At 60.9% G+C, this 20,255-nt stretch carries 17 protein-coding genes; 6 read left to right on the forward strand and 11 right to left on the reverse strand.

The window, feature by feature from the left end:
• The first annotated feature begins 126 nt into the window (after positions 1-126).
• Entirely contained in the window at positions 127-1,575 is a 1,449-nt protein-coding gene (gene tldD / locus BN1117_RS16640) for a metalloprotease TldD (protein WP_040099196.1), read from the forward strand.
• Between the two features lie 131 nt (positions 1,576-1,706).
• Here the strand turns inward: tldD and BN1117_RS16645 are convergent, their stop codons facing one another.
• The 3 genes from BN1117_RS16645 to BN1117_RS16655 form a co-directional block, all read right to left on the reverse strand.
• The gene (locus BN1117_RS16645; protein WP_040099284.1) at positions 1,707-1,910 is read right to left on the reverse strand and encodes a hypothetical protein; all 204 of its coding nucleotides are present in this window, start codon (positions 1,908-1,910) and stop codon (positions 1,707-1,709) included.
• Positions 1,911-2,069: 159 nt separating this feature from the next.
• On the reverse strand, positions 2,070-2,792 hold the full coding sequence (locus tag BN1117_RS16650) for a MarC family NAAT transporter (RefSeq protein WP_040099198.1): 723 nt from the start codon (positions 2,790-2,792) through the stop codon (positions 2,070-2,072).
• A 132-nt stretch (positions 2,793-2,924) separates the two neighbouring features.
• Complete coding sequence (locus BN1117_RS16655; RefSeq protein ID WP_040099200.1) at positions 2,925-4,241, reverse strand: MFS transporter; 1,317 nt, start codon at positions 4,239-4,241, stop codon at positions 2,925-2,927.
• Positions 4,242-4,438: 197 nt separating this feature from the next.
• Here BN1117_RS16655 and BN1117_RS16660 point away from each other — a divergent pair, with 197 nt between their 5' ends.
• The gene (locus tag BN1117_RS16660) at positions 4,439-5,113 is read left to right on the forward strand and encodes a Dph6-related ATP pyrophosphatase (RefSeq protein ID WP_040099202.1); all 675 of its coding nucleotides are present in this window, start codon (positions 4,439-4,441) and stop codon (positions 5,111-5,113) included.
• Positions 5,114-5,212: 99 nt separating this feature from the next.
• Here the strand turns inward: BN1117_RS16660 and BN1117_RS16665 are convergent, their stop codons facing one another.
• Positions 5,213-5,479, reverse strand: coding sequence for a hypothetical protein (locus BN1117_RS16665; protein ID WP_040099204.1), 267 nt, complete (start codon positions 5,477-5,479; stop codon positions 5,213-5,215).
• Positions 5,480-5,647: 168 nt separating this feature from the next.
• On the opposite strand from BN1117_RS16665, the gene BN1117_RS16670 reads away from it, so the two are divergent.
• Together BN1117_RS16670 and BN1117_RS16675 are read left to right on the forward strand one after the other, a co-directional pair.
• Entirely contained in the window at positions 5,648-6,469 is an 822-nt protein-coding gene (locus BN1117_RS16670; RefSeq protein WP_040099206.1) for an HDOD domain-containing protein, read from the forward strand.
• Between the two features lie 128 nt (positions 6,470-6,597).
• Positions 6,598-7,092 (forward strand): GNAT family N-acetyltransferase, encoded by a 495-nt coding sequence (locus BN1117_RS16675; RefSeq protein WP_040099208.1) that lies wholly within the window; start codon positions 6,598-6,600, stop codon positions 7,090-7,092.
• Between the two features lie 156 nt (positions 7,093-7,248).
• Here the strand turns inward: BN1117_RS16675 and BN1117_RS19540 are convergent, their stop codons facing one another.
• Both BN1117_RS19540 and BN1117_RS16680 read right to left on the reverse strand, forming a co-directional pair.
• The gene (locus BN1117_RS19540) at positions 7,249-7,425 is read right to left on the reverse strand and encodes a hypothetical protein (protein WP_005340085.1); all 177 of its coding nucleotides are present in this window, start codon (positions 7,423-7,425) and stop codon (positions 7,249-7,251) included.
• A 508-nt stretch (positions 7,426-7,933) separates the two neighbouring features.
• Positions 7,934-9,211, reverse strand: coding sequence for a cation:proton antiporter (locus BN1117_RS16680; protein WP_040099209.1), 1,278 nt, complete (start codon positions 9,209-9,211; stop codon positions 7,934-7,936).
• A gap of 214 nt (positions 9,212-9,425) precedes the next feature.
• Here BN1117_RS16680 and metH point away from each other — a divergent pair, with 214 nt between their 5' ends.
• A complete protein-coding gene (gene metH / locus BN1117_RS16685) occupies positions 9,426-13,121 on the forward strand; it encodes a methionine synthase (RefSeq protein WP_040099211.1) in 3,696 nt (1,231 codons plus the stop codon).
• Between the two features lie 231 nt (positions 13,122-13,352).
• Positions 13,353-14,249: a 30S ribosomal protein S6--L-glutamate ligase gene (gene rimK, locus BN1117_RS16690; protein ID WP_040099213.1), complete on the forward strand. Its 897-nt coding sequence runs from the start codon at positions 13,353-13,355 to the stop codon at positions 14,247-14,249.
• An 81-nt stretch (positions 14,250-14,330) separates the two neighbouring features.
• On the opposite strand, the gene argH is transcribed toward rimK, so the two are convergent.
• From argH to argC, 5 genes are all read right to left on the reverse strand, one after another.
• A complete protein-coding gene (gene argH / locus BN1117_RS16695; protein WP_040099215.1) occupies positions 14,331-15,716 on the reverse strand; it encodes an argininosuccinate lyase in 1,386 nt (461 codons plus the stop codon).
• Positions 15,717-16,144: 428 nt separating this feature from the next.
• Positions 16,145-17,380, reverse strand: a complete 1,236-nt coding sequence (locus BN1117_RS16700; RefSeq protein ID WP_040099217.1) for an argininosuccinate synthase — start codon at positions 17,378-17,380, stop codon at positions 16,145-16,147.
• A gap of 84 nt (positions 17,381-17,464) precedes the next feature.
• Positions 17,465-18,376, reverse strand: coding sequence for an ornithine carbamoyltransferase (locus BN1117_RS16705; protein WP_040099219.1), 912 nt, complete (start codon positions 18,374-18,376; stop codon positions 17,465-17,467).
• 25 nt (positions 18,377-18,401) lie between these two features.
• Positions 18,402-19,181, reverse strand: coding sequence for an acetylglutamate kinase (argB, locus tag BN1117_RS16710; protein WP_040099221.1), 780 nt, complete (start codon positions 19,179-19,181; stop codon positions 18,402-18,404).
• Between the two features lie 22 nt (positions 19,182-19,203).
• A complete protein-coding gene (gene argC / locus BN1117_RS16715; protein WP_040099223.1) occupies positions 19,204-20,211 on the reverse strand; it encodes an N-acetyl-gamma-glutamyl-phosphate reductase in 1,008 nt (335 codons plus the stop codon).
• Between the last annotated feature and the right edge of the window lie 44 nt (positions 20,212-20,255).

Below are 20,255 nucleotides of genomic sequence, written 5' to 3' on the forward strand. Positions count from 1 at the left end.
GCGCCCGTTTGCTCTGAAGGTGTGGAGAGAAATTGAAACGCAGCCGTTTGTTGTGATGGTGCGGCTTGTTGCCAACCCGTCGGCAAGACGATTTAAAACATCTCGTTACGAGAGTGGAGAAGAAGATTGAGTCTATTGAGCCAGGTTAGTGCCTCCCTGTTGGCCCCGAATGATCTTGACGAAGGGCGCCTGCAGCAGCTGCTCGGCAGCCTGATGAGCCATCAGGTGGAGTTCGGCGATCTCTATTTCCAGCGCAGCTGGCACGAGTCCTGGATGCTGGAGGACGGCATCGTCAAGGATGGCAGCTACAACATCGATCAGGGGGTCGGGGTGCGCGCCGTCAGCGGTGAGAAGACCGGTTTCGCCTACTCGGACGAGCTGAGCCTGCTGGCGCTGCAACAGTCGGTGACCGCCGCTCGCGGCATCGCCGCAGCCGGTGCGCACGGCAAGGTGAAGGCGTGGGCGCGCACCGAAGCGAACCTGCTCTATCCAGCCATGGATCCGCTGCAGACCCTCGACAAGCAGCAGAAGATTGCCCTGCTGGAGCAGATGGACAAGTTCGCCAGGAGTCTGGATCCCGCCATCAATCAGGTGATGGCCTCCATCAGCGGCGTCTACGAAGAGGTGCTGGTGGCCGCGACCGACGGCACCCTGGCCGCCGATGTGCGTCCGCTGGTGCGGCTGTCGGTGACCGTGATCGCCGAGAAGGGCGATCGCCGCGAGCGTGGCAGTGCCGGTGGCGGCGGGCGCTTTGGTTACGACTGGTTCCTCGAACTGGATGGGCTGGAGAGCCGCGCTTTTGGCTATGTGCGCGAAGCGGTGCGTCAGGCACTGGTCAATCTGGAAGCTATCGACGCGCCAGCCGGCACCATGCCGGTGGTGCTGGGCTCCGGCTGGCCCGGCGTGCTGCTGCACGAGGCGGTGGGCCACGGTCTGGAGGGGGACTTCAACCGCAAGGGATCTTCCGCATTTGCTGGCCGCATCGGCGAGCAGGTGGCCTCCAAGCACTGCACCATAGTCGATGATGGCACCCTGCCGGGTCGACGCGGCTCCGTCTCCATTGATGACGAGGGGACGCCGGGGGGCTACAACGTGCTGATCGAGAACGGTATCCTCAAGGGCTATCTGCAGGACAAGCAGAACGCCCGCCTGATGGGTGTGCCACTCACCGGCAACGGGCGCCGCGAATCCTACGCCGCCCTGCCGATGCCGCGCATGACCAACACCTACATGCTGGCGGGTCAGTACGATCCGGCGGAGATCATCGCCTCGGTGAAGAAGGGCATCTATGCCCCCAACTTCGGTGGCGGCCAGGTGGACATCACCTCCGGCAAGTTTGTCTTCTCCGCCTCCGAGGCCTACCTCATCGAGGATGGCAAGATCACCGCTCCCATCAAGGGGGCGACCCTGATCGGCAACGGCCCCGAGGCGATGAGCCAGGTCTCCATGGTGGGGAGCGATCTTGCGCTGGATCGCGGGGTCGGCATCTGCGGCAAGGAGGGGCAGAGCGTGCCGGTCGGTGTCGGTCAGCCCACCCTCAAACTGGATCAGCTCACCGTGGGTGGCACGTCGTAGGCTGGGTTAGCCGCGCCGCGGTGCAACCCGATGCATTCAAGCCCCGGCCCTCGCCGGGGTTTTGCTTTTCAGGGTATCGCAAATAACAAAAAGCCCCGGTCGGTGGACCGGGGCTGGCGGGTTATTCGGTATCAGTTGACCGAGATGGCGCGGGCGTCGATGAAGTAACGGGCATTGCCCTGTTTATCGATCTGGATTTTGGCAACCAGCTGCTCTTGCTCTTTATATTCCCAGCGTTGCTCAATCTTGGCGAGGGATGGGCTCGCAATCCCAACCACGTTCAGGTACTCATGAAACAGGCTATGGCTCCCTATTTCGGTCAGTATCTTGTCCATCAGCATACTCTCCTGAAGTTGAGTGGGTATTCATCAACAAACCTATCAGCGTCCGTCTGAATGTAGTCTGTATAAAAAACAAACTAACCCATTTCTGTGTCAATAACATGATCAGGAACAAGATCAGTGCAGATAGTCAGGGACTTTTTGATACCGTTTTCAATTAGAGCTGGCGGGCTTCTGTGGCAGTTGATCAATTGCACCGGAAACCTGAGGTGGCGCCGGTGCGGTTTGCACGGACTGGCCGCCGTGGAATACCGGATCCTGTGCCACTTCCTTGATGCCGTTGATGCAAAACTGCATACCCATGCAGACCAGCAGGAAGCCCATGATGCGGGTCATGGCATCGATGCCGGTGGCGCCAAGGATCTTGCAGACCGGATCTGCCAGCTTCAACACCCCCCAGCTGATCAGGCTCATCAGGGCGAACGCAGTGATCATGGCGCCGTAGATGGTGAGGCGGTTGTACTCGTCAGGCAGCTCGGCAATCTGGGCGGCCCCGCTTATCACCAGCGCCATGGTGCCCGGCCCGCACATGCTGGGCATGGTGAGCGGTACGAAGGCAATGCTCTGGTTGATATCGACCCCGCTTTGCTGGCTGGGAGCGGGGAACAGCATGCGAAAGCCGATAAAGCCGATGATGAGGCCGCCGGCCAGGCGCAGGCCCGGAATGGAGATCCCGAACAGATCCAGGATCGAGGATCCGATAAAGAAGGTGATGCAGAGGGTGCAGAACAGATAGAGGGCTGCCAGGTTGACCTGACGGCGCACGTGTTCGCGTGACATTCCCTTGCTCAGTCCCAGCAGCAGGGTGGCCGTGGTGGGCGGGTTGACCATGGGCAGCAGGGCCAGCAAGGCGAGAAAGACGACCTGAAAGAACATGTTGAGCCTCGGCTAAAGAGTGAACATCAGGGGATCGACCAGCTGGCTGACCCCGGAGGGAGGCTATCTTATGCTGGTCAACCTGAACACCAGCAGTACAAAAAAGCCCCGAACCGGGTTCGGGGCTTGGGCTCAGGCCGGTTGGGGCTGCTGTTGCCGGATGGCCCGTTGCTGGAACCAGAGCCAGAGGCCGATGGCAAAACCCAGCACCGACAGGCTGACCACATAGTGGGAGGGGGCCAGCATGTCGCTCTTCATCCAGAGGGTGACCAGCATGGGGGTGAGGCCGCCGAAGATGGCGTAGGCCACGTTGTAGGAGAACGACAGCCCGGAGAAGCGCACTACCGGCGGGAAGGCGTTGACCATCACGTAAGGCACGGCACCGACGATCCCGACCGCAAAGCCCGCCAGCATGTAGAGCGGCACCAGCTGGCTCGTTCCGGCTGCCAGACCGTGATAGAAGGCGTAGCTGGCGCCTGCCAGCAGCAATGAGCCGAGCATAAAGGTGAGGCCGCTGCCAAGGCTATCGATCAGCCGACCGTAGAGGATGCAGCCAAGGGTCAGGGCGACGATGGCCAGCGAGTTGGCGGTCAGGGCGTCCGCCGGGCTGATGCCATAGACCTTCTGCAGATAGGTGGGGGTCATCAGGATCACCACCACGATACCGGCGGATAGCAGCCAGGTGAGCAGCATGGAGAGCACCACACTGCCTTTGTGGCTACGCAACACCGTCTTGAGAGGCAACTCGTCAGCCAGGGTCTTGTTGGCCTGCATCTCGGCGAAGACCGGGGTCTCGTGCAACCAGCGGCGCAGATACATGGCCAGGATGCCGAAAATACCGCCCAGCACGAAGGCCAGTCGCCAGCCCCATTCACTCACCTCGAGTGGGCTCATGCTGCGGTTAATCGCGGTGGCGACGAGCGAGCCGAGCAAGATGCCGGCTGTCAATCCGGCGGTGAGGGTGCCGCAGGCGATGCCGATCCGGCGAGCAGGGACGTGCTCGGCGACAAACACCCAGGCGCCCGGCACTTCACCGCCGATGGCGGCGCCTTGCAGGATCCGCAGCAGCAGCAACAGCAGGGGGGCGGCGATACCGAGCACCGCATAAGTGGGTAGTAAACCGATGAGCAGAGTGGGCAGCGCCATCATGATGATGCTGAGGGTGAACATCCGCTTGCGACCGATGAGATCGCCAAAGTGGGCCATGATGATGCCGCCAAGCGGGCGGGCCAGATAGCCAGCGGCGAAGATGCCGAAGGTCTGGAACTGGCGCAACCACTCGGGAATATCGGCGGGGAAGAACAGCTCGCCGATGACCACGGCGAAGAAGACGAAGATGATGAAGTCGTAAAACTCCAGTGCGCCGCCGAGGGCTGCCAGACTCAGGGTTTTGTAATCCTGTCGATTGAGCGGGCGGGCGTGATCGTGTTGTGGTGCAGTTGTGGTCATATCCGTATGTTTCCCATCGGTTTTTTTAGTTATTGTCGCCCCGCTAAAGGGGGCATATGCAGGTGATCGAGAGTATGCTGCCCGTTGCTTGTGTGTAAATCGCGCAATTCGCAACACTGTCTTGCATCTTTTTGGGCAACCTTTTTGGGAAAACCGGAGCGTTTGGTAAACCAGAGCGCCCCGCTGGCGGAGAATTGATGGAAAAGAAACGGGTGCTGCTCTCCTGGAGCAGTGGCAAGGATTGTGCGTGGGCGCTGCATCAGTTGCGGCAAGACCCCGCCATCGAGGTGGTGGGGCTGTTTACCACCCTCAATCAGGCATTTGAGCGGGTGGCGATGCACGGGGTGCGTAAGCAGCTGTTGACCGAGCAGGCCGCCTGCGTCGGGTTGCCCCTCATCACTATCGATCTGCCCTGGCCTTGCAGCAACGAGGATTACGGCCGCATCATGACAGGCTTTATCGCCGATGTGGTGGCGCAGGGGATCCGCCATATGGCCTTTGGCGACCTGTTCCTTGAGGATGTGCGTGCCTACCGTGAACAGCAGCTGGCAGGCACCGGCATCGAACCACTGTTCCCGCTGTGGGGCAGCAATACCCGTGAACTGGCGTCGCAGATGGTGGCCGCTGGGTTGAAGGCGCGGATCAGTGTGCTCGATCCGAACAAGCTGGATGCCAGCCTGGGTGGCCACGATTATGACGAGATGTTGCTGGCGGGGTTGCCGGATGGGGTCGATCCGTGCGGCGAGAACGGCGAGTTTCACACCCTGGCCTATGATGGCCCCATGTTCTCTCGTCCGCTCGCCATTCGGGCCGGCGAGACAGTGCTGCGTGACGGCTTTGTCTTTACCGATCTGCTGCCACTCGAAGAGTAATTATCGGGCGTCAGATGTCCCCTTTTGCAGGCGCATTCATAGATGTGAAGGGCGGGGCCATTGGCACCCGCCCTTTTTGTATCCGTCATCCAGCTTGGGTCAGTCGTCTGCCCACGGCATCTCGGGCAGGCTGTCGAGGAACTCGCCGTAACGGGTCAGATTGAAGGGGCCCTGCTCGGCCTCCATCGCCATCAGCTCGGCCCCGAGGGCGCAGGCGATATATTGCAGCGCCTCTTCCCGCGGGGTGCCCTTCATCACCAGCCGCATCAGGGTCGCCTTCACATGGGGCGGGTGACCATCGTTGAGCTGATTCTCCACCATCTCCAGCAGCGTCTCTTCGTCAAAAAATTCCTGAGTGTCGTTCATCGGATCATCGCATCAGTGAGTGAGGTGAGCAGTATAACCCGAAGTGGAGGTGCCTCCGTTTACCATCAATGCAAACAATCCGGAGCTGTGCTCTTTGATTGCCCATAATTAACGGGAGTTTGCCAAGGCAAACAGGTTGGAACCGAGATCACATGGATGGACACGCTTATGCCCACGATAGATTCCCTGCTGGCCGAGCCCAGGTTGCTGCCACAGATCCCCGAAGTGATGCGCGATTTGATTCAGACCTTCAATGAAAAGGATCCGGATCTGCTCAAGATCAGCAAGTTGATCAACAAGGACCCGGTTATCTCCGCCAAGCTGCTGCGTCTGGCCAATTCGGCCAAGTTTGGCAGCAGTCGCCAGATCGGCACCGTCAATGAGGCTGCGGTACGGCTGGGGTTGGCCATGGTGCGCAACATGGTGTTGGCCTGCGGGCTCACCGAATCGGTCAAGGCTGTGCCCGGCATAGACCTCAAACATTTCTGGGGCTGCGTCTTCAATGTGGCTGAGCTGGCCCGCCGTCTGGCGGTGCAGAAGGGAATGAAGGGGGATGAGGTCTTTACTTGCGCTCTGCTGCACAATCTCGGCCGCCTGGTGATGCATGTGGGGCTGCCGGAAAATACCGTTCATCACATTCAGGGTCTGGAGCGGCACCAGGGGCGGACCAAGGCTGAGGAGCTGGTGGTTGGCTTCAACTATGCCCAGGTAGGAGCGGCCATGGCGCGTTACTGGAAGTTCCCCGACACCATCAGTACAGCGGTGGAGTATCACTACAACCCCATGCTGGCCAAGGCGTTTTCACCGGAGGCTGGGCTCATCCATCTGGCCATAGTGCTGGCGGCGCAATCCGATGTGGCGGAAGAGGCGCCCCCCGAATGGCCTCACAAGGTGGCAGACCTGTTGGGGCTGAGTTGGGCCGATTGTGCCACCCAGTTCACTGCGCTGCGCGAGCAGGGTAATGGCTATGCCGGATTGCTGGCTGCCTGAACCCGTTTATCCCATCTCATCAGGGGCCAACACGGCCCCTTTTTCATGGCTGACGGTGCCACAGGCTTGCCAGCCCAGTATTGGCGGGGCACTCTTTGTCCTTCACTTGCCGTTTGAGAGCCCTTGTCATGATTACCTCCTCCCGCCTTATCCTGCGTGAAATGATCGCCACCGACGCCCCTTTCATTCTTGAGCTACTCAATGACGGCGACTTTTATCGCTATATCGGTGATCGGGGCATTCGCACCCTGGAGCAGGCGCAGGAGTATATCCAGCAGGGGCCGGCAGTCAGCTATGCCCGCTATGGTCACGGCCTCTATCTGGTGGAGCGCAAGGAGGATGGTGCCAGCCTCGGTATCTGCGGTTTGATCAAGCGCGACACCCTGGAGCAGGTCGATATCGGTTATGCCTTCTTGCCGCAGTATCGCGGTCAGGGTTACGCCATTGAAGCGGCGCAGGCCGCCCTTGTTGATGGCAAAAACCGGTTGGGGATCGGGCAGGTGGTCGCCATTGTCACGCCGGGTAACGAGCGATCCATCGGCCTGCTGGCCAAGTTGGGGCTGGTGCGCAGTCGTCTGGTCAAGTTGAGCGAAGATGAAGAGGAGTGTCTGCTGCTGGAGTAGTGCTCAAGGTCAGAGAGCTGGCAAGCGAATGGCGAGGTGGCAGGGCAGGCTGAGTGACAGCAAGAGGCCGGGTCTGGCGAAAGGCGTGAGAGAAGCAAAGAGGCCGCCGTGAGTTGCGGCCTGTCTGCATCGGGCGCTGCCGGAGGGCAGGCAGGATCAGTTGAGGTCTTCGATGGAGAACTCGCCAGCGATACCATCACAGGAGATGGCGAAACCGCCGCTGAAGCGGGTGCTGAACTGGATCAGAAACGCATCATTGTCGTGCTCTTGCACAGGCAGGTTGATGGGCTTGCTACGACGCAGGGGCTTGTGTGTTTGTACTGCTTTCATCATGGTATTTCTCTATATAAATTAGGTGTTTGCTCCTTGTATTGGCAAATGTCAGGTCAATGGGCGCGGTCGATTGGGTGAACGACAAGCGCGCAGGAATACCCAGCCCGGTTAAGGGGCGTCTGCACTTTCAAGGAATATGCTGATGCATAAATCAAATTGGGTGGGCAGATCGGGTCTGCACCGTGAGAGCCGGGCAACGCAGGCAGACAGCCTGACGGTTCTCAAGGCGAGTAAATCAGAAGAAGGTTATGCGGGTACTGACAGGATTCATCGTGAGGTGAAGCATTGCAGGGCAAACATAAACAGGGCTGATTAACTAGCCGGTGCGCATTCTCTCCTCGAAATGCATAAAAAGCAAACAATAATTTGCCGTTCTCGGGAAATAGACACTTTTTTTCTGTGTAATCAAGGTGCTATCAGTAGCAAATATCCGCAGCTATCAGCCATCAAAAGAGGACGCCCGACAGGCGCCCTCTCTCAATTTCTGCAATCAGCACAGTGGGCCGACTCAGTAGTCGCCACAGGCCTTCTTGGCGGCCGTGATCATCGGGGTGATGGTCATGCCTTGTACCACGATGGAGAACATCACCACCGAGTAGGTCATCACCAGGATGACTTGACGCAGGTCGACGCCATGTTCCGGGATCATCATGACGCCGGAGGGGAGCGCCAGTGCCATCGCCATCGCCAGACCACCGCGCAGACCACCCCAGGTGAGGATCCGCACCGAGAAGGTGTTGTAATTGCGGAATCGGCGGAAAGCCACATAGGGCAGCGACACGCTGATAAAGCGGGCGCCCAGGCAGAGCGGCACCGCAATGACCAGCAGGATCCAGTCACGCCAGGCGAGATCCAGCAGTACCAGCGCCAGACCGATCAGCAGGAACAGCAGGGCGTTGAGGAACTGGTCCATCAACTCCCAGAAATGATCCAGGTGATGGCTGCTCTGCTCGGAGAAGCCGGAGTGACGGGTCCAGTTACCGATCATGATGCCGCACACCACCATGGCCAGGGCACCGGAGACGCCGATGATGTTGGCCAGGGCAAACCCTGCCGTCGGGATGCAGAGGGTGAGCAGCAGTTCGAGAGAACCGTCGTCGGTGGCGCTGATCATGACGTGGGCGATAAGGCCCAGCAGGGCACCAAACAGGATGCCACCGAGGGCTTCGTGCAGGAACAGTCCTGCCACGCTGCCGAAGGTGGGCTCGACGCCGCCAAAGGCCACCGCAAACACGGTGGCGAAGATGACCAGACCCACACCGTCGTTGAACAGGGATTCCCCCTCGATCTGGATGGCGATTTGGGGCGGTGCCTGCATCTTCTTGACGATGGCCAGTACGGCGATGGGGTCAGTGGGGGAGATCAGCGCGCCGAACAGCATGCAGTAGACCAGCGGCAACTCCCAACCCAGCTGCTTGGCGATAAACCAGAAGCCGTAGCCGATCATGAAGGTTGAGAGCAGGGTAGCAATGATAGCCAGGATGGTGATCTCCCACTTCTGGCTACGCAGCGCCTTTAGATTGATGCCGAGGCCGCCGGCGAACAGCAGGAAGCCCAGGATCCCCTTCAACAGGAAGTTCTGGAAGTCGATGCTCTTCATGGTTTCGATGGCCAGGGGTTCCAGGTTGAACCAACCCAGTTTGCCGAACAGCACCATGAGTGCGGAGATCAGCATGGAGCCCGCAGTGATGGCGATGGTGGTCTGGATCTTCACCACATACTGGTTGGCAAAGGCGATAAAGATCGCCAACGCCGCCAGAAAGCAGAGTGTGTAGTAGACGCTCATGGTTATTTTTCTCTTTAGTAGACAGCAAGCTCGTATCCTTCTTCGAGGATCGGCATAGGGTACTCTGGGGCCCCCTGTTACTCATTACCCATAAGTGAGTATATGCAGGTGGTGTGGACTTGTAGATGGCTAGATTTCCATTTTTGAGGTTTGCTGTTAGGATGCGGTTTACGCAGTTGCATGGATGTAAGAGGAAGACGCGGTGTCGAACGAAATGTCGAGCAGAGAGCCGAGCAAGCAGTCGGACGTAACAAGGAAGCTGGAAGCCTGCCTCAGTGAGCGGATCCTGATCATCGACGGGGCCATGGGCACCATGATCCAGGGCTACAAGCTGGGGGAGGCGGATTATCGGGGTGAGCGGTTTGCCGACTGGCATACCGACATCAAGGGCAACAACGATCTGCTGGTGCTGACCCGTCCGGCGGTGATCCGCGAGATCCACGAGCAGTATTGTGCCGCCGGGGCCGACATTCTCGAGACCAACACCTTCAACGCTACCCGCATCGCCATGGCCGATTACGAGATGGAAGAATTCTCGGCCGAGATCAACCGGGAGGCCGCCCGTCTGGCCCGCGCCGTGGCCGACGAGTGGACGGCAAAAGATCCCGCCAAGCCGCGCTTCGTGGCAGGGGTGTTGGGCCCCACCAACCGCACCGCCTCCATCTCGCCGGATGTGAACGATCCCGGCAAGCGCAACGTCACCTATGACCAGCTGGTGGCCGCCTATACCGAATCGACCCATGCCCTGATCGAGGGCGGTGCCGACATCATCCTGATCGAGACCATCTTCGACACCCTCAACGCCAAGGCGGCCGCCTTCGCGGTGGAAGGGGTGTTCGAGGAGCTGGGTTACAGCCTGCCGGTGATGATCTCCGGCACCATTACCGATGCCTCCGGCCGTACCCTCTCGGGCCAGACCACCGAAGCCTTTTACCATTCGTTGCGCCACGTCAAACCCGTTTCGTTCGGCCTCAACTGTGCGTTGGGGCCGGACGAGCTGCGCCAGTATGTGGAGGAGCTGTCCCGGATCAGCGAATCCTGCGTCAGCGCCCACCCCAACGCCGGTCTGCCCAATGCGTTCGGCGAGTACGATCTCGATGCCGTCGAGATGGCGGAGCATATCCGCGAGTGGGCCCAAAGCGGCTTCCTCAACCTGGTGGGCGGTTGCTGCGGCACCACCCCGACCCATATTCGCGCCATGGCCGATGCCGTGGCAGGCATCAAGCCTCGCGTGCCACCCGAACTGCCGGTGGCCTGCCGGCTGTCGGGCCTCGAGCCCCTTATCATCACTCCCGAGTCCATGTTCGTGAACGTGGGGGAGCGCACCAACGTTACCGGTTCGGCCAAGTTCAAGCGCTTGATAAAAGAAGGGCTCTACGACGAGGCCCTCGATGTTGCCAAGCAGCAGGTAGAGAACGGCGCCCAGATCATCGACATCAATATGGACGAGGGGATGCTGGACGCCGAAGCGGCCATGGTGCGCTTCCTCAACCTTATCGCCGGTGAGCCCGATATCGCCCGGGTGCCGGTGATGATCGACTCCTCCAAGTGGGAGGTGCTGGAAGCGGGCCTCAAGTGCGTGCAGGGCAAGCCGGTGGTCAACTCCATCTCCATGAAAGAGGGGGAAGATAAATTCATCGAGCAGGCGAAACTGCTGCGCCGCTATGGCGCCGCCGTCATCGTGATGGCGTTCGATGAAGCGGGCCAGGCCGACACCCGCGCCCGCAAGTTCGAGATCTGCCAGCGGGCTTACCGGATCCTGGTGGATCAGGTCGGTTTCCCGCCGGAAGACATCATCTTCGACCCCAACATCTTCGCAGTGGCGACCGGCATCGACGAGCACAACAACTACGCGGTGGACTTTATCGAGGCGGTGAAGGACATCAAAACCCACCTGCCCCACGCCATGATCTCCGGCGGCGTCTCCAACGTCTCGTTTTCGTTTCGCGGCAACGAGCCGGTGCGCGAAGCCATTCACGCTGTCTTCCTCTACCACGCCATCAAGAACGGCATGGACATGGGTATCGTCAACGCCGGTCAGCTCGCCATCTATGAAGACATTCCGGCCGAGCTGAAAGAGAAGGTCGAGGCGGTGGTGCTCAACCTCAATGACAATGCCACCGAGGAGCTGCTGGCCATCGCCGAGAAGTATCGCGGTGCCGGTGCCCAGGCGGAGGATCCGCGGGATCAGGAGTGGCGCAGCTGGCCGGTGGGCAAGCGGCTGGAGCACGCACTGGTCAAGGGGATCACCGACTTTATCGAAGAGGATACCGAAGAGGCACGCGCTGGCGCCGAGAAGCCGCTGCACGTCATCGAAGGGCCGCTGATGGATGGTATGAACGTGGTCGGCGACCTGTTCGGCGCGGGCAAGATGTTCCTGCCCCAGGTGGTGAAATCGGCGCGGGTGATGAAGCGGGCGGTGGCCTATCTGCAGCCCTATATCGAGGCGGAAAAGTCGGGCGGCTCCAGCAACGGCAAGATAGTGCTGGCGACCGTGAAGGGGGATGTGCACGACATTGGCAAGAACATCGTCGGGGTGGTGCTGCAGTGCAACAACTTCGAGATTGTCGACCTCGGGGTCATGGTCTCCTGCGAGACCATTCTCAAGACTGCGCGGGAGGTCGGCGCCGATATCATCGGGTTGTCGGGTCTCATCACCCCGTCCCTGGACGAGATGGTGCACGTGGCCAAGGAGATGGAGCGTCAGGGCTTCAAGCTGCCGCTGCTGATCGGCGGTGCTACCACCTCCAAGGCCCACACTGCGGTGAAGATCGAGCAGAACTACTCGGAGCCTGTGGTCTATGTCTCCAACGCCTCCCGCGCGGTGGGGGTGGCCCAGAGCCTGCTCAGCCCGGATCTCAAGGAGGCATTTGTCGCCCGCATCGACAAGGAGTACGAGATCGCCCGGGATCAGCATGCCCGCAAGCAGCCGCGCTCCCGCCCGGTCAGTCTGGCCCACGCCCGTGCCAACCGGCATCAGTTGGACTGGGTTGGCTACCAGCCGCCGAAGCCCCGCGAGCTCGGGGTGCAGAAGTTCGAAGATGTGGCCATTTCGGTGTTGCGCCCCTACATCGACTGGACGCCGTTCTTCCTCAGCTGGGAGCTGGCGGGCAAGTATCCGCGCATCCTTGAGGACGAGATCATCGGCGAGGAGGCGACCAAGCTGTTTGCCGACGCCAACGCCATGCTGGATCAGCTGGAAAAGGATCAGAGCGTGCGCTGCGCCGGCATCATCGGCCTGTTCCCGGCCAACGGGGTGGGGGACAGCATCGAGGTCTACAGCGACGAGTCGCGCACCGAGGTCATCAAGGTGCTGCACCACCTGCGCCAGCAGAGCGAGAAGCAGGGCTTCCCCAACTACTGTCTGGCGGATTATGTGGCGCCGAAAGAGAGCGGTAAGCCCGACTGGATCGGCGCCTTCGCGGTGACCGGCGGCATCGGTGAAGAGGCCATCGCCAAGGCCTACAAGGCAGAGCACGACGACTACAACGCCATCCTTATTCAGGCAGTGTGCGACCGTCTGGCCGAGGCGTTTGCCGAGTATCTGCACGAGCAGGTGCGCAAGGTACATTGGGGTTATGCCCCCGATGAAGCCCTCAGCAACGAGGAGCTGATCCGCGAAAACTATCAGGGCATCCGTCCGGCCCCCGGTTATCCGGCCTGCCCGGAGCACACCGAGAAGGGGAGCATCTGGGAACTGCTGGAGGTGGAGCAGGCCATCGGCATGCAGCTCACCGAATCCTACGCCATGTGGCCGGGGGCGGCGGTGTCGGGCTGGTACTTCTCCCACCCCGAGAGCAAATACTTCGCGGTGGCGCAGATCCAGAAAGATCAGGTGGAAGATTACGCCGTTCGCAAGGGGATGACGCTGGCAGAGGCCGAGCGCTGGCTGGGGCCAAACCTGAACTGACTCCCGCGTGACATCGGTTGATCTTTAACGAGAAACGGCGGCATCCTTGCTCGGGTTGAACAACCTGCGCAGAGCCGCCGTTTAACTTGTTGGTCACAGTGACCGGGTTGCGTGCGGTTTGGCGTGGTTTGTCTTGTTGTCAGGATAAACAATTGGCGTTGTCTTGGCGTTGTGGCACCTTATACTCTCCCGCCCCATCCTGCCCAGGCACAGCCTTCTAGCGGAATTGTCATGAAGATCGCCATTTTATCCCGTGAGCCGAAAAACTACTCCACCCGCCGTCTGGTCGAGGTGGCACAGGCGCGCGGTCATCAGGTAGAGGTGCTCGACACCCTGCGCTGCTATATGAATATCGCTTCCCACAACCCCTCCATTCACTACGAGGGTGGGGAGCTGGGAAGCTATGACGCCGTGATCCCCCGGATCGGTGCCAGCATTACCGCCTACGGCACCGCCGTGCTGCGTCAGTTCGAGATGATGAATACCATGTCCCTCAACAGCTCGGTGGCCATCAGTCGTTCCCGCGACAAGCTGCGGGCGATGCAACTGCTCTCCCGCCACGGTATCGGCCTGCCCATCACCGGCTATGCCCACAGCACCCACGATGTGCCCGACCTCATCACCATGGTGGGCGGGGCGCCGCTGGTGGTGAAGCTGCTGGAGGGAACCCAGGGGATTGGCGTAGTGCTGTGCGAGACCCAGAAAGCCGCCGAGAGCGTGATCGAAGCCTTTATCCAGACCAACAACAACATTCTGGTGCAGGAGTACATCCGCGAGGCCAACGGCGCCGACATCCGCTGCCTGGTGGTCAACGGCAAGGTGGTGGCCGCCATGCGCCGCCAGGCCCAGCCGGGGGAGTTTCGCTCCAACCTGCACCGGGGCGGCACCGCCGAAGCCATCAAGATCACGCCGGAAGAGCGTGCCACTGCCGTGCAGGCCGCCAAGATCATGGGGCTGGACGTGGCCGGGGTGGATATTCTGCGTAGCGCCCGCGGCCCGCTGGTGCTGGAGGTGAACTCCTCCCCCGGCCTGCAAGGGGTGGAAGCCGCCTCCGGTAAGGATGTGGCCGGCAAGATCATCGAGTTCCTCGAACTCAAGGCGAGCCGCAAGAATAAACCGGTTGAGTAAGCTTCGGGCTTGCCGCCGCCTGAGAAAACGGCAACCGAGGTTGCCGTTTTGCTTGCTATTCTGGATGACGATTAGCGTGGATTAACCCGCTCGCTGGGCCAGCCACTGCTCTGCGGCGGTCAGGGCTGCCTCTACCTGCTCGCGGGCGACGCCGCCTTTGGCGACCCGCTTGGCTAGGGTCGCTTCCAGTTCCAGATTGGGGTAGACGTCGAACGCGATCACCGGGCTGAAGCGCTGGAACTCGCCGATGGAGAGCTCCTCCAGCGGTTTACCCACGCTGATGGCGAATACCACGGTTTCGCCGACGATATGGTGCGCTTCACGGAACGGAATCCCCTTGGCTACCAGATAGTCTGCCAGCTCGGTGGCATTGGCGTAGCCGCCCTGGGCCGCCGCCATGGTGCGCTCGCCATTCACTTTCAGATCGATCAGCACCAGCGCTGCCATATCGAGGCAGTCGTGCCAGGTGTCGAGGGCATCGAACAGCCCCTCTTTGTCTTCCTGCATGTCCTTGTTGTAGGCCAGCGGCAGCGCCTTGAGGCTCATCAGCATGCCCATCTGGGCGCCGACCACACGGCCAGTCTTGCCGCGGATCAGCTCCAGCGCATCGGGGTTTTTCTTCTGCGGCATCAGGGAGGAGCCGGAGGTAACCGCATCGGAGAGTTCGACAAACCCAGCCTCGCCGGTGTTGTAGAAGATGAGATCTTCGGCAAAGCGCGACAGGTGGGTCATGGAGAGGGACGCCACGTGCATCAGCTCCACCACGTGATCCCGGTCTGAGACCGAATCCAGGCTGTTGCGGGTGGCAGCGGCAAAGCCCATGTCCTGCGCCAGCGCTTCGCGGTCGATGGCGTAGGCGGTGCCCGCCAGCGCGCCGCAGCCGAGCGGGCTGGTGTCGAGCCGCTTGAGGGCATCCTGCAGCCGGGAGTAGTCCCGCTCCAGCATCTCCACATAGGCCAGTGCCCAGTGGGCGTAGGTGACCGGCTGGGCCCGCTGCAGGTGGGTGTAACCTGGCAGCACGGCGGCCTGATTGGTGCGAGCGGAGGCGACCAGCCCCTGCTGCAGGGCTGTGATGGAGCCGAGCAGCAGCTCGCCCTGCGCCTTGCACCAGAGTTTCAGGTCGGTGGCGACCTGATCGTTGCGCGAGCGACCGGTGTGCAGTTTCTTGCCGAGATCGCCGACGGCGGCGATGAGTTGGCTCTCGACCCAGGAGTGGATATCTTCGGCATCCGAGCTCAGGATCTGTTGCGGATCCTGCTGCACCGAGGTGAGCAGCACCTCCATCGCCCGTTGCAATTTGCCCTGCTCATCGGCAGTCAATACACCCACTTTCACCAGCGCGCGGGCCCAGGCCATGGAGCCCTGAATATCCTGCTCCGCCAGCCGGTAATCGAACCGCAGCGAATCGTTGAACTGCTTGAACCGGCTATCGGCTCCCTGACTGAAGCGTCCACCCCAAAGTGCCATACTGCTCTCCTTGAATGTGTTGTCGGTAGGCGTTTTCGCCTGCCGTACTCGCGCGGCCTCTTGGCCTGCGCGCAGAAATCTTGCCCTGTATTTTCCTGCATAACAGTGCGGAGGTGAGGAGTGCTGTTGCCGTTGGTCACGTCACATCCAGCAACTGCGAATCGGTTCCCTCTCCCTTTGGGAGAGGGCTAGGGTGAGGGTAATTCCCCCCTCATCCCCAACCCTTCTCCCCCTGTTTTCCACGTAAGCGGGAGAAGGGAGAAAATACGTCAGCATCATATTCACCCAGCCCCTGTTATCTCACAGAAGCGGCCGGGGCGCTGCCGCGCTTGTCACACCCGCCGCTGATGGGTCAGGGGTTATGCCCTCTGCCCGTAGAAGAGGGGGCCATGCCCCCTCTTCGGTACCAGCAGATTAACGCCAGCGGCTTAACCGTGGGTGTGGTCGCCACCGATGGCCTGATGCTGCTCCTTCATGGCGCGGATCCGGCTGGCCAGGGTGTAGAGGCGGATAAAACCGTCAGCATGGCTCTGGTCATACACTTCGTCGGCGCCGAAGGTGGCGAAGTCTTCGGAGTAGAGGCTGTTCGGCGACTTCTTCTGCACCGCGCTGACCTGCCCCTTGTACATCTTCAGCACCACTTCACCGTCGAGATCTTCGGCGATGGCGTTGGCAGAGGCGAGGATCGCCTTGCACAGCGGGGTGAACCAGCGACCGTCATAGACCAGGTGGGAGAACTCGGCACCCAGCTTCTCCCGCCAGGCGCGGGTCGGTCTGTCCAGTACCAGCTCTTCCACGGCACGCAGCGCGGCGACCATCACGGTACCGCCCGGGGTCTCGTAGCAGCCGCGGGACTTCATCCCCACCATCCGGTTTTCGGTGATGTCGATGCGGCCCACGCCGTGCTTGCCTGCACGCTCGTTCAGGGTCATCAGGATCTGGTGCGGGCTCAGCGGCTGGTCGTCAACGGCCACCACTTCACCCTGCGCCACGGTCAGCTTGACGTACTCCGGCTGATCCGGTGCCTGTTCGGCCGGTACGGTCCACTGCCAGACCGCTTCGGAGGGCTCGTTCCAGGTGCTCTCCAGCTCGCCACCCTCGGTGGAGATGTGCCAGGCGTTGGCGTCGCGGCTGTAGATCTTCTTCAGTGTCGCCTTGCAGGGGATGTTGCGGGTCTCCAGATAGGAGAGCAGATCTTCCCGGGAGCGCATGTCCCAGATCCGCCACGGGGCGATCACTTTCAGCTGGGGCGCCAGTGCGGCGACCGCGCCTTCGAAACGCACCTGATCGTTACCCTTGCCGGTGCAACCGTGGGAGATGGCATCGGCCCCTTCCGCCAGCGCCGCTTCGACCATCGCCTTGGCGATCACCGGACGGGCCATTGAGGTGCCCAGCAGATAGGTGCCTTCATAGACGGCGCCGGTCTTCAGGGTCGGGTAGACGTACTCTTTGACGAACTCTTCCCGCAGATCCTTGATGATGCACTTGGTGGCACCGGAGGCGATCGCCTTCTGCTCGATCCCTTCCAGATCGTCGCGCTCCTGACCGACGTCGGCCACGAAGGCGATGATGTCGGCGTCATAGTGCTCTTTGAGCCAGGGAATGATGGCCGATGTATCCAGTCCACCCGAGTAAGCCAGTACGATCTTGTTGATTCCGCTCATGTTACTTCTCTCCGTGATGATTCGATGATGATTCAATAAAAGGGTCGTGATTCAGGTTGATTGCCGCGTTATTTGCCGCCCGGGCTATTTATGTCCAAACAGGGTCAGCAACACGGCGTTCTGGATATGCATCCGGTTTTCGGCCTCGTCCATGATGAGGGAGGCGGGGCTATCCATCACCTGCGAGGTGATCTCCAGCTCCCGGTGCGCCGGTTGGCAGTGCAGCACATGCTGGATGCCGGTGCGGTCGAGCAGGGCCTGGTTGATCTGGTAAGGCATAAAGAGGTCTTTGACCTGCTCCATCGGGGTGTTGTCGCCCATGGAGACCCAAGTATCTGTGTAGGCCACGTCGAACCCTTCGATATCTGCCACGTCATCGCTGATGTGGATGGTCGCCCCCGACTTGGCCGCCAGAGCGTGCGCCTGCAGGAAGATCTGGGTATCCGGGCCGTGGCCTTTCGGGCAGATAAGGGTGACGTCGGTGCCCAGGGTGGCCCCCAGCAGCAGCAGAGAGTGGCTGACGTTGTTGCCATCACCGAGGTAGGCAAGCTTCACCTTCGACAGATCGTCGTATTGCTCGGCAATGGTCATAAAGTCGGCCAGCCCCTGACAGGGGTGGTAGAGGTTGCACAGGCTGTTCACCACCGGCACAGAGCCGTGCTCCGCCAGCTCGACCAGAGTCTGGTGATCGAACACCCGGGCGACAATGGCATCACACCAGCGGGACAGGTTGGCGGCGAAATCCTTCACCGACTCCCGCTTGCCCAGCGCGCCATTCTGCTGATCCAGATAGACGCTGTGGCCGCCCAGTTTGGCGATGCCGATGTCGAAAGTGACCCGGGTGCGCAGGGAGGGTTTCTCGAACAGGGTGACCACGCTCTTGCCGGCCAGCGCCTGGCTGTACTTCTTCGGGTCGGCCTTGACCGCTTTGCCCAGCGCAATCAGCGCTTCGATCTGGGCTTTGTTCAGATCACTGTCTTTCAGAAGATGTTGCATCGGATGTTCCTTGTTCCGGTGGAGATCAAATGGCCACTTGGGTGCCGACCGCGCCGCCAGCCAGCAGCTTGAGCAGCTGATCCGGGTAACGCCAGCTGGCGACACAGACCGGCTTGCCGAGGGTCTCGGCGGCGTGCAGGGCCGCTTCTACCTTGACAGCCATGCCATCCGTGATCACCCCTTTCTCCATCAGATCCAGCGCGGTCAGTTTGTCGAGCTGGGGCACCAGCTTGCCCTTGCCATCGAGGATGCCGCTCACATCGGAAAGCATCACCAGATCGGCACCGAGCGCCTCGGCAATGGCGGTAGCCGCCTGATCCGCGTTGACGTTCATCAGCTGCCCCTCGGCGGTGATGCCGATGGAGCTCACCACCGGCAGGAAGCCCTGACCGAGGATGCCTGCTACCAGCGCCGGGTTGCCCGGCTTGCACTCGCCGACGGCGCCGAGATCCGGGTCGAGCTGGGTCACCTGACAGAGGCCGCCATCCGCCAGACAGAGCCCCACCGCCGGAATGCCGGTGGCGATCGCCTTGGCCATCATCTGCTTGTTGGCAGTGCCCGCCAGCGCCCCGGCAATGAAGGGGATCTGCTCGAACGGGGTCACCCGCAAGCCATTCTTCTTGGTGGAGGTGAGACCCAGCCCCTTGAGCAGGTCATCCACCAGACAGCCACCGCCGTGTACCAGCACCAGAGGACGGTGCTGATCGTCGAGAAAGGTTTTGAGGGTGGCGAACAGGGCGGTCAGCGCCTCGTCGTTCTCGATAAGGGCGCCGCCCAGCTTGATTACCAACGTCTGTTTGTCCATGTTCGAGATCCTTCCTAAGTCCTTAAATCAGGCCGGTGGCCGGTTCAAAACCAAATTTGATATTTATGCACTGCATGGCTTGCGAGGCGGCGCCCTTGAGCAGGTTGTCGATGGCAGAGACCACCACCAGCATGTTGCCCTGCTGTTGCCATGCAATGTCGCAGTAAGGGGTGCCCGCGACGCCGCGAATAGAGGGCATCTGGCCGGTGAGGCGCACCAGCGGCTTGCCTTCGTAAGCCTTGAGGAAGGCCTGATCCACCTGAGTGGGGGTGACGCCGTCCGCCAGCTGCACATAGATGGTGGCCAAGATGCCGCGCACATAGTTGCCAAGGTGGGGCTGGAACAGCACCTCCTTGCCGAGGTGGTGGCTGATCTCCGGCTGGTGTCTGTGGTTGAAGGTGCCGTAAGGGTTGAGGCTCACTTCGCAGAAGCTGGTGTTGATGGCCGCCTTGCGACCGGCGCCGGAAACCCCGGAGACAGCGTTGATGATGGGCTGCCACCCCTTGGCAATCAGGCCATCCTGCTGCAGCGGCTTGAGGGCGCACAGCGATGCGGTCGGGTAGCAACCCGGCACGGCAATCAGCTGGGCGGTGGCGATGGCATCGGCGTTCCACTCGGCCAGGCCATAGACGGCTTGATCCAGCCACTTTTCGCTGTCGTGGGTGAAGCCGTAGAAGTTGTCGTAGAAGCCCTGATCCTTGACCCGGAAGGCGCCGGAGAGATCGAACACCGGCAGCCCCTTGGCGAGAAACTTGGGTGCGAGCTCGGCGCTCACCTCGTGGGCGGTGGCCAGCAATACCAGATCGGCCTGGGTCAGGATCCGGGTCATGCCGTCGTCGTCCAGCGGCAGCAGTGGTTGATCGAGGGCTCCGACCCACTGGGGATGCAGGGAAGAGAAGCGCTTGTGGGCATCCTGACTGCCGGCGGAGACATAGAGACCGAACAGTTTGAGTTGTGGATGGTTCTGTACCAGTGCGGCCAGTTCGGCTCCCGCGTAGCCACTGGCACCGACGATAACGGTGTTAAGCATGTTGAATATTCCAAGTCAGAGTTCGAGATTCACAGCATGGCGCT

This window comes from Aeromonas australiensis, from assembly GCF_000819725.1.
In the GTDB taxonomy this organism is placed as follows: Bacteria; Pseudomonadota; Gammaproteobacteria; order Enterobacterales; family Aeromonadaceae; genus Aeromonas; species Aeromonas australiensis.

Bases quoted from the DNA above. Each gene is read 5' to 3' on its own strand.
- BN1117_RS16700 (WP_040099217.1), bottom strand. From the start codon at position 17,380: ATGAGCGGAATCAACAAGATCGTACTGGCTTACTCGGGTGGACTGGAT.
- argB (WP_040099221.1), bottom strand. From the start codon at position 19,181: ATGGACAAACAGACGTTGGTAATCAAGCTGGGCGGCGCCCTTATCGAG.
- metH (WP_040099211.1), top strand. From the start codon at position 9,426: ATGTCGAGCAGAGAGCCGAGCAAGCAGTCGGACGTAACAAGGAAGCTG.
- BN1117_RS16645 (WP_040099284.1), bottom strand. From the start codon at position 1,910: ATGGACAAGATACTGACCGAAATAGGGAGCCATAGCCTGTTTCATGAG.
- BN1117_RS19540 (WP_005340085.1), bottom strand. From the start codon at position 7,425: ATGATGAAAGCAGTACAAACACACAAGCCCCTGCGTCGTAGCAAGCCC.
- BN1117_RS16650 (WP_040099198.1), bottom strand. From the start codon at position 2,792: ATGTTCTTTCAGGTCGTCTTTCTCGCCTTGCTGGCCCTGCTGCCCATG.
- BN1117_RS16680 (WP_040099209.1), bottom strand. From the start codon at position 9,211: ATGAGCGTCTACTACACACTCTGCTTTCTGGCGGCGTTGGCGATCTTT.
- BN1117_RS16670 (WP_040099206.1), top strand. From the start codon at position 5,648: ATGCCCACGATAGATTCCCTGCTGGCCGAGCCCAGGTTGCTGCCACAG.
- BN1117_RS16660 (WP_040099202.1), top strand. From the start codon at position 4,439: ATGGAAAAGAAACGGGTGCTGCTCTCCTGGAGCAGTGGCAAGGATTGT.
- BN1117_RS16665 (WP_040099204.1), bottom strand. From the start codon at position 5,479: ATGAACGACACTCAGGAATTTTTTGACGAAGAGACGCTGCTGGAGATG.
- BN1117_RS16705 (WP_040099219.1), bottom strand. From the start codon at position 18,376: ATGCAACATCTTCTGAAAGACAGTGATCTGAACAAAGCCCAGATCGAA.
- argC (WP_040099223.1), bottom strand. From the start codon at position 20,211: ATGCTTAACACCGTTATCGTCGGTGCCAGTGGCTACGCGGGAGCCGAA.
- argH (WP_040099215.1), bottom strand. From the start codon at position 15,716: ATGGCACTTTGGGGTGGACGCTTCAGTCAGGGAGCCGATAGCCGGTTC.
- BN1117_RS16655 (WP_040099200.1), bottom strand. From the start codon at position 4,241: ATGACCACAACTGCACCACAACACGATCACGCCCGCCCGCTCAATCGA.
- rimK (WP_040099213.1), top strand. From the start codon at position 13,353: ATGAAGATCGCCATTTTATCCCGTGAGCCGAAAAACTACTCCACCCGC.
- BN1117_RS16675 (WP_040099208.1), top strand. From the start codon at position 6,598: ATGATTACCTCCTCCCGCCTTATCCTGCGTGAAATGATCGCCACCGAC.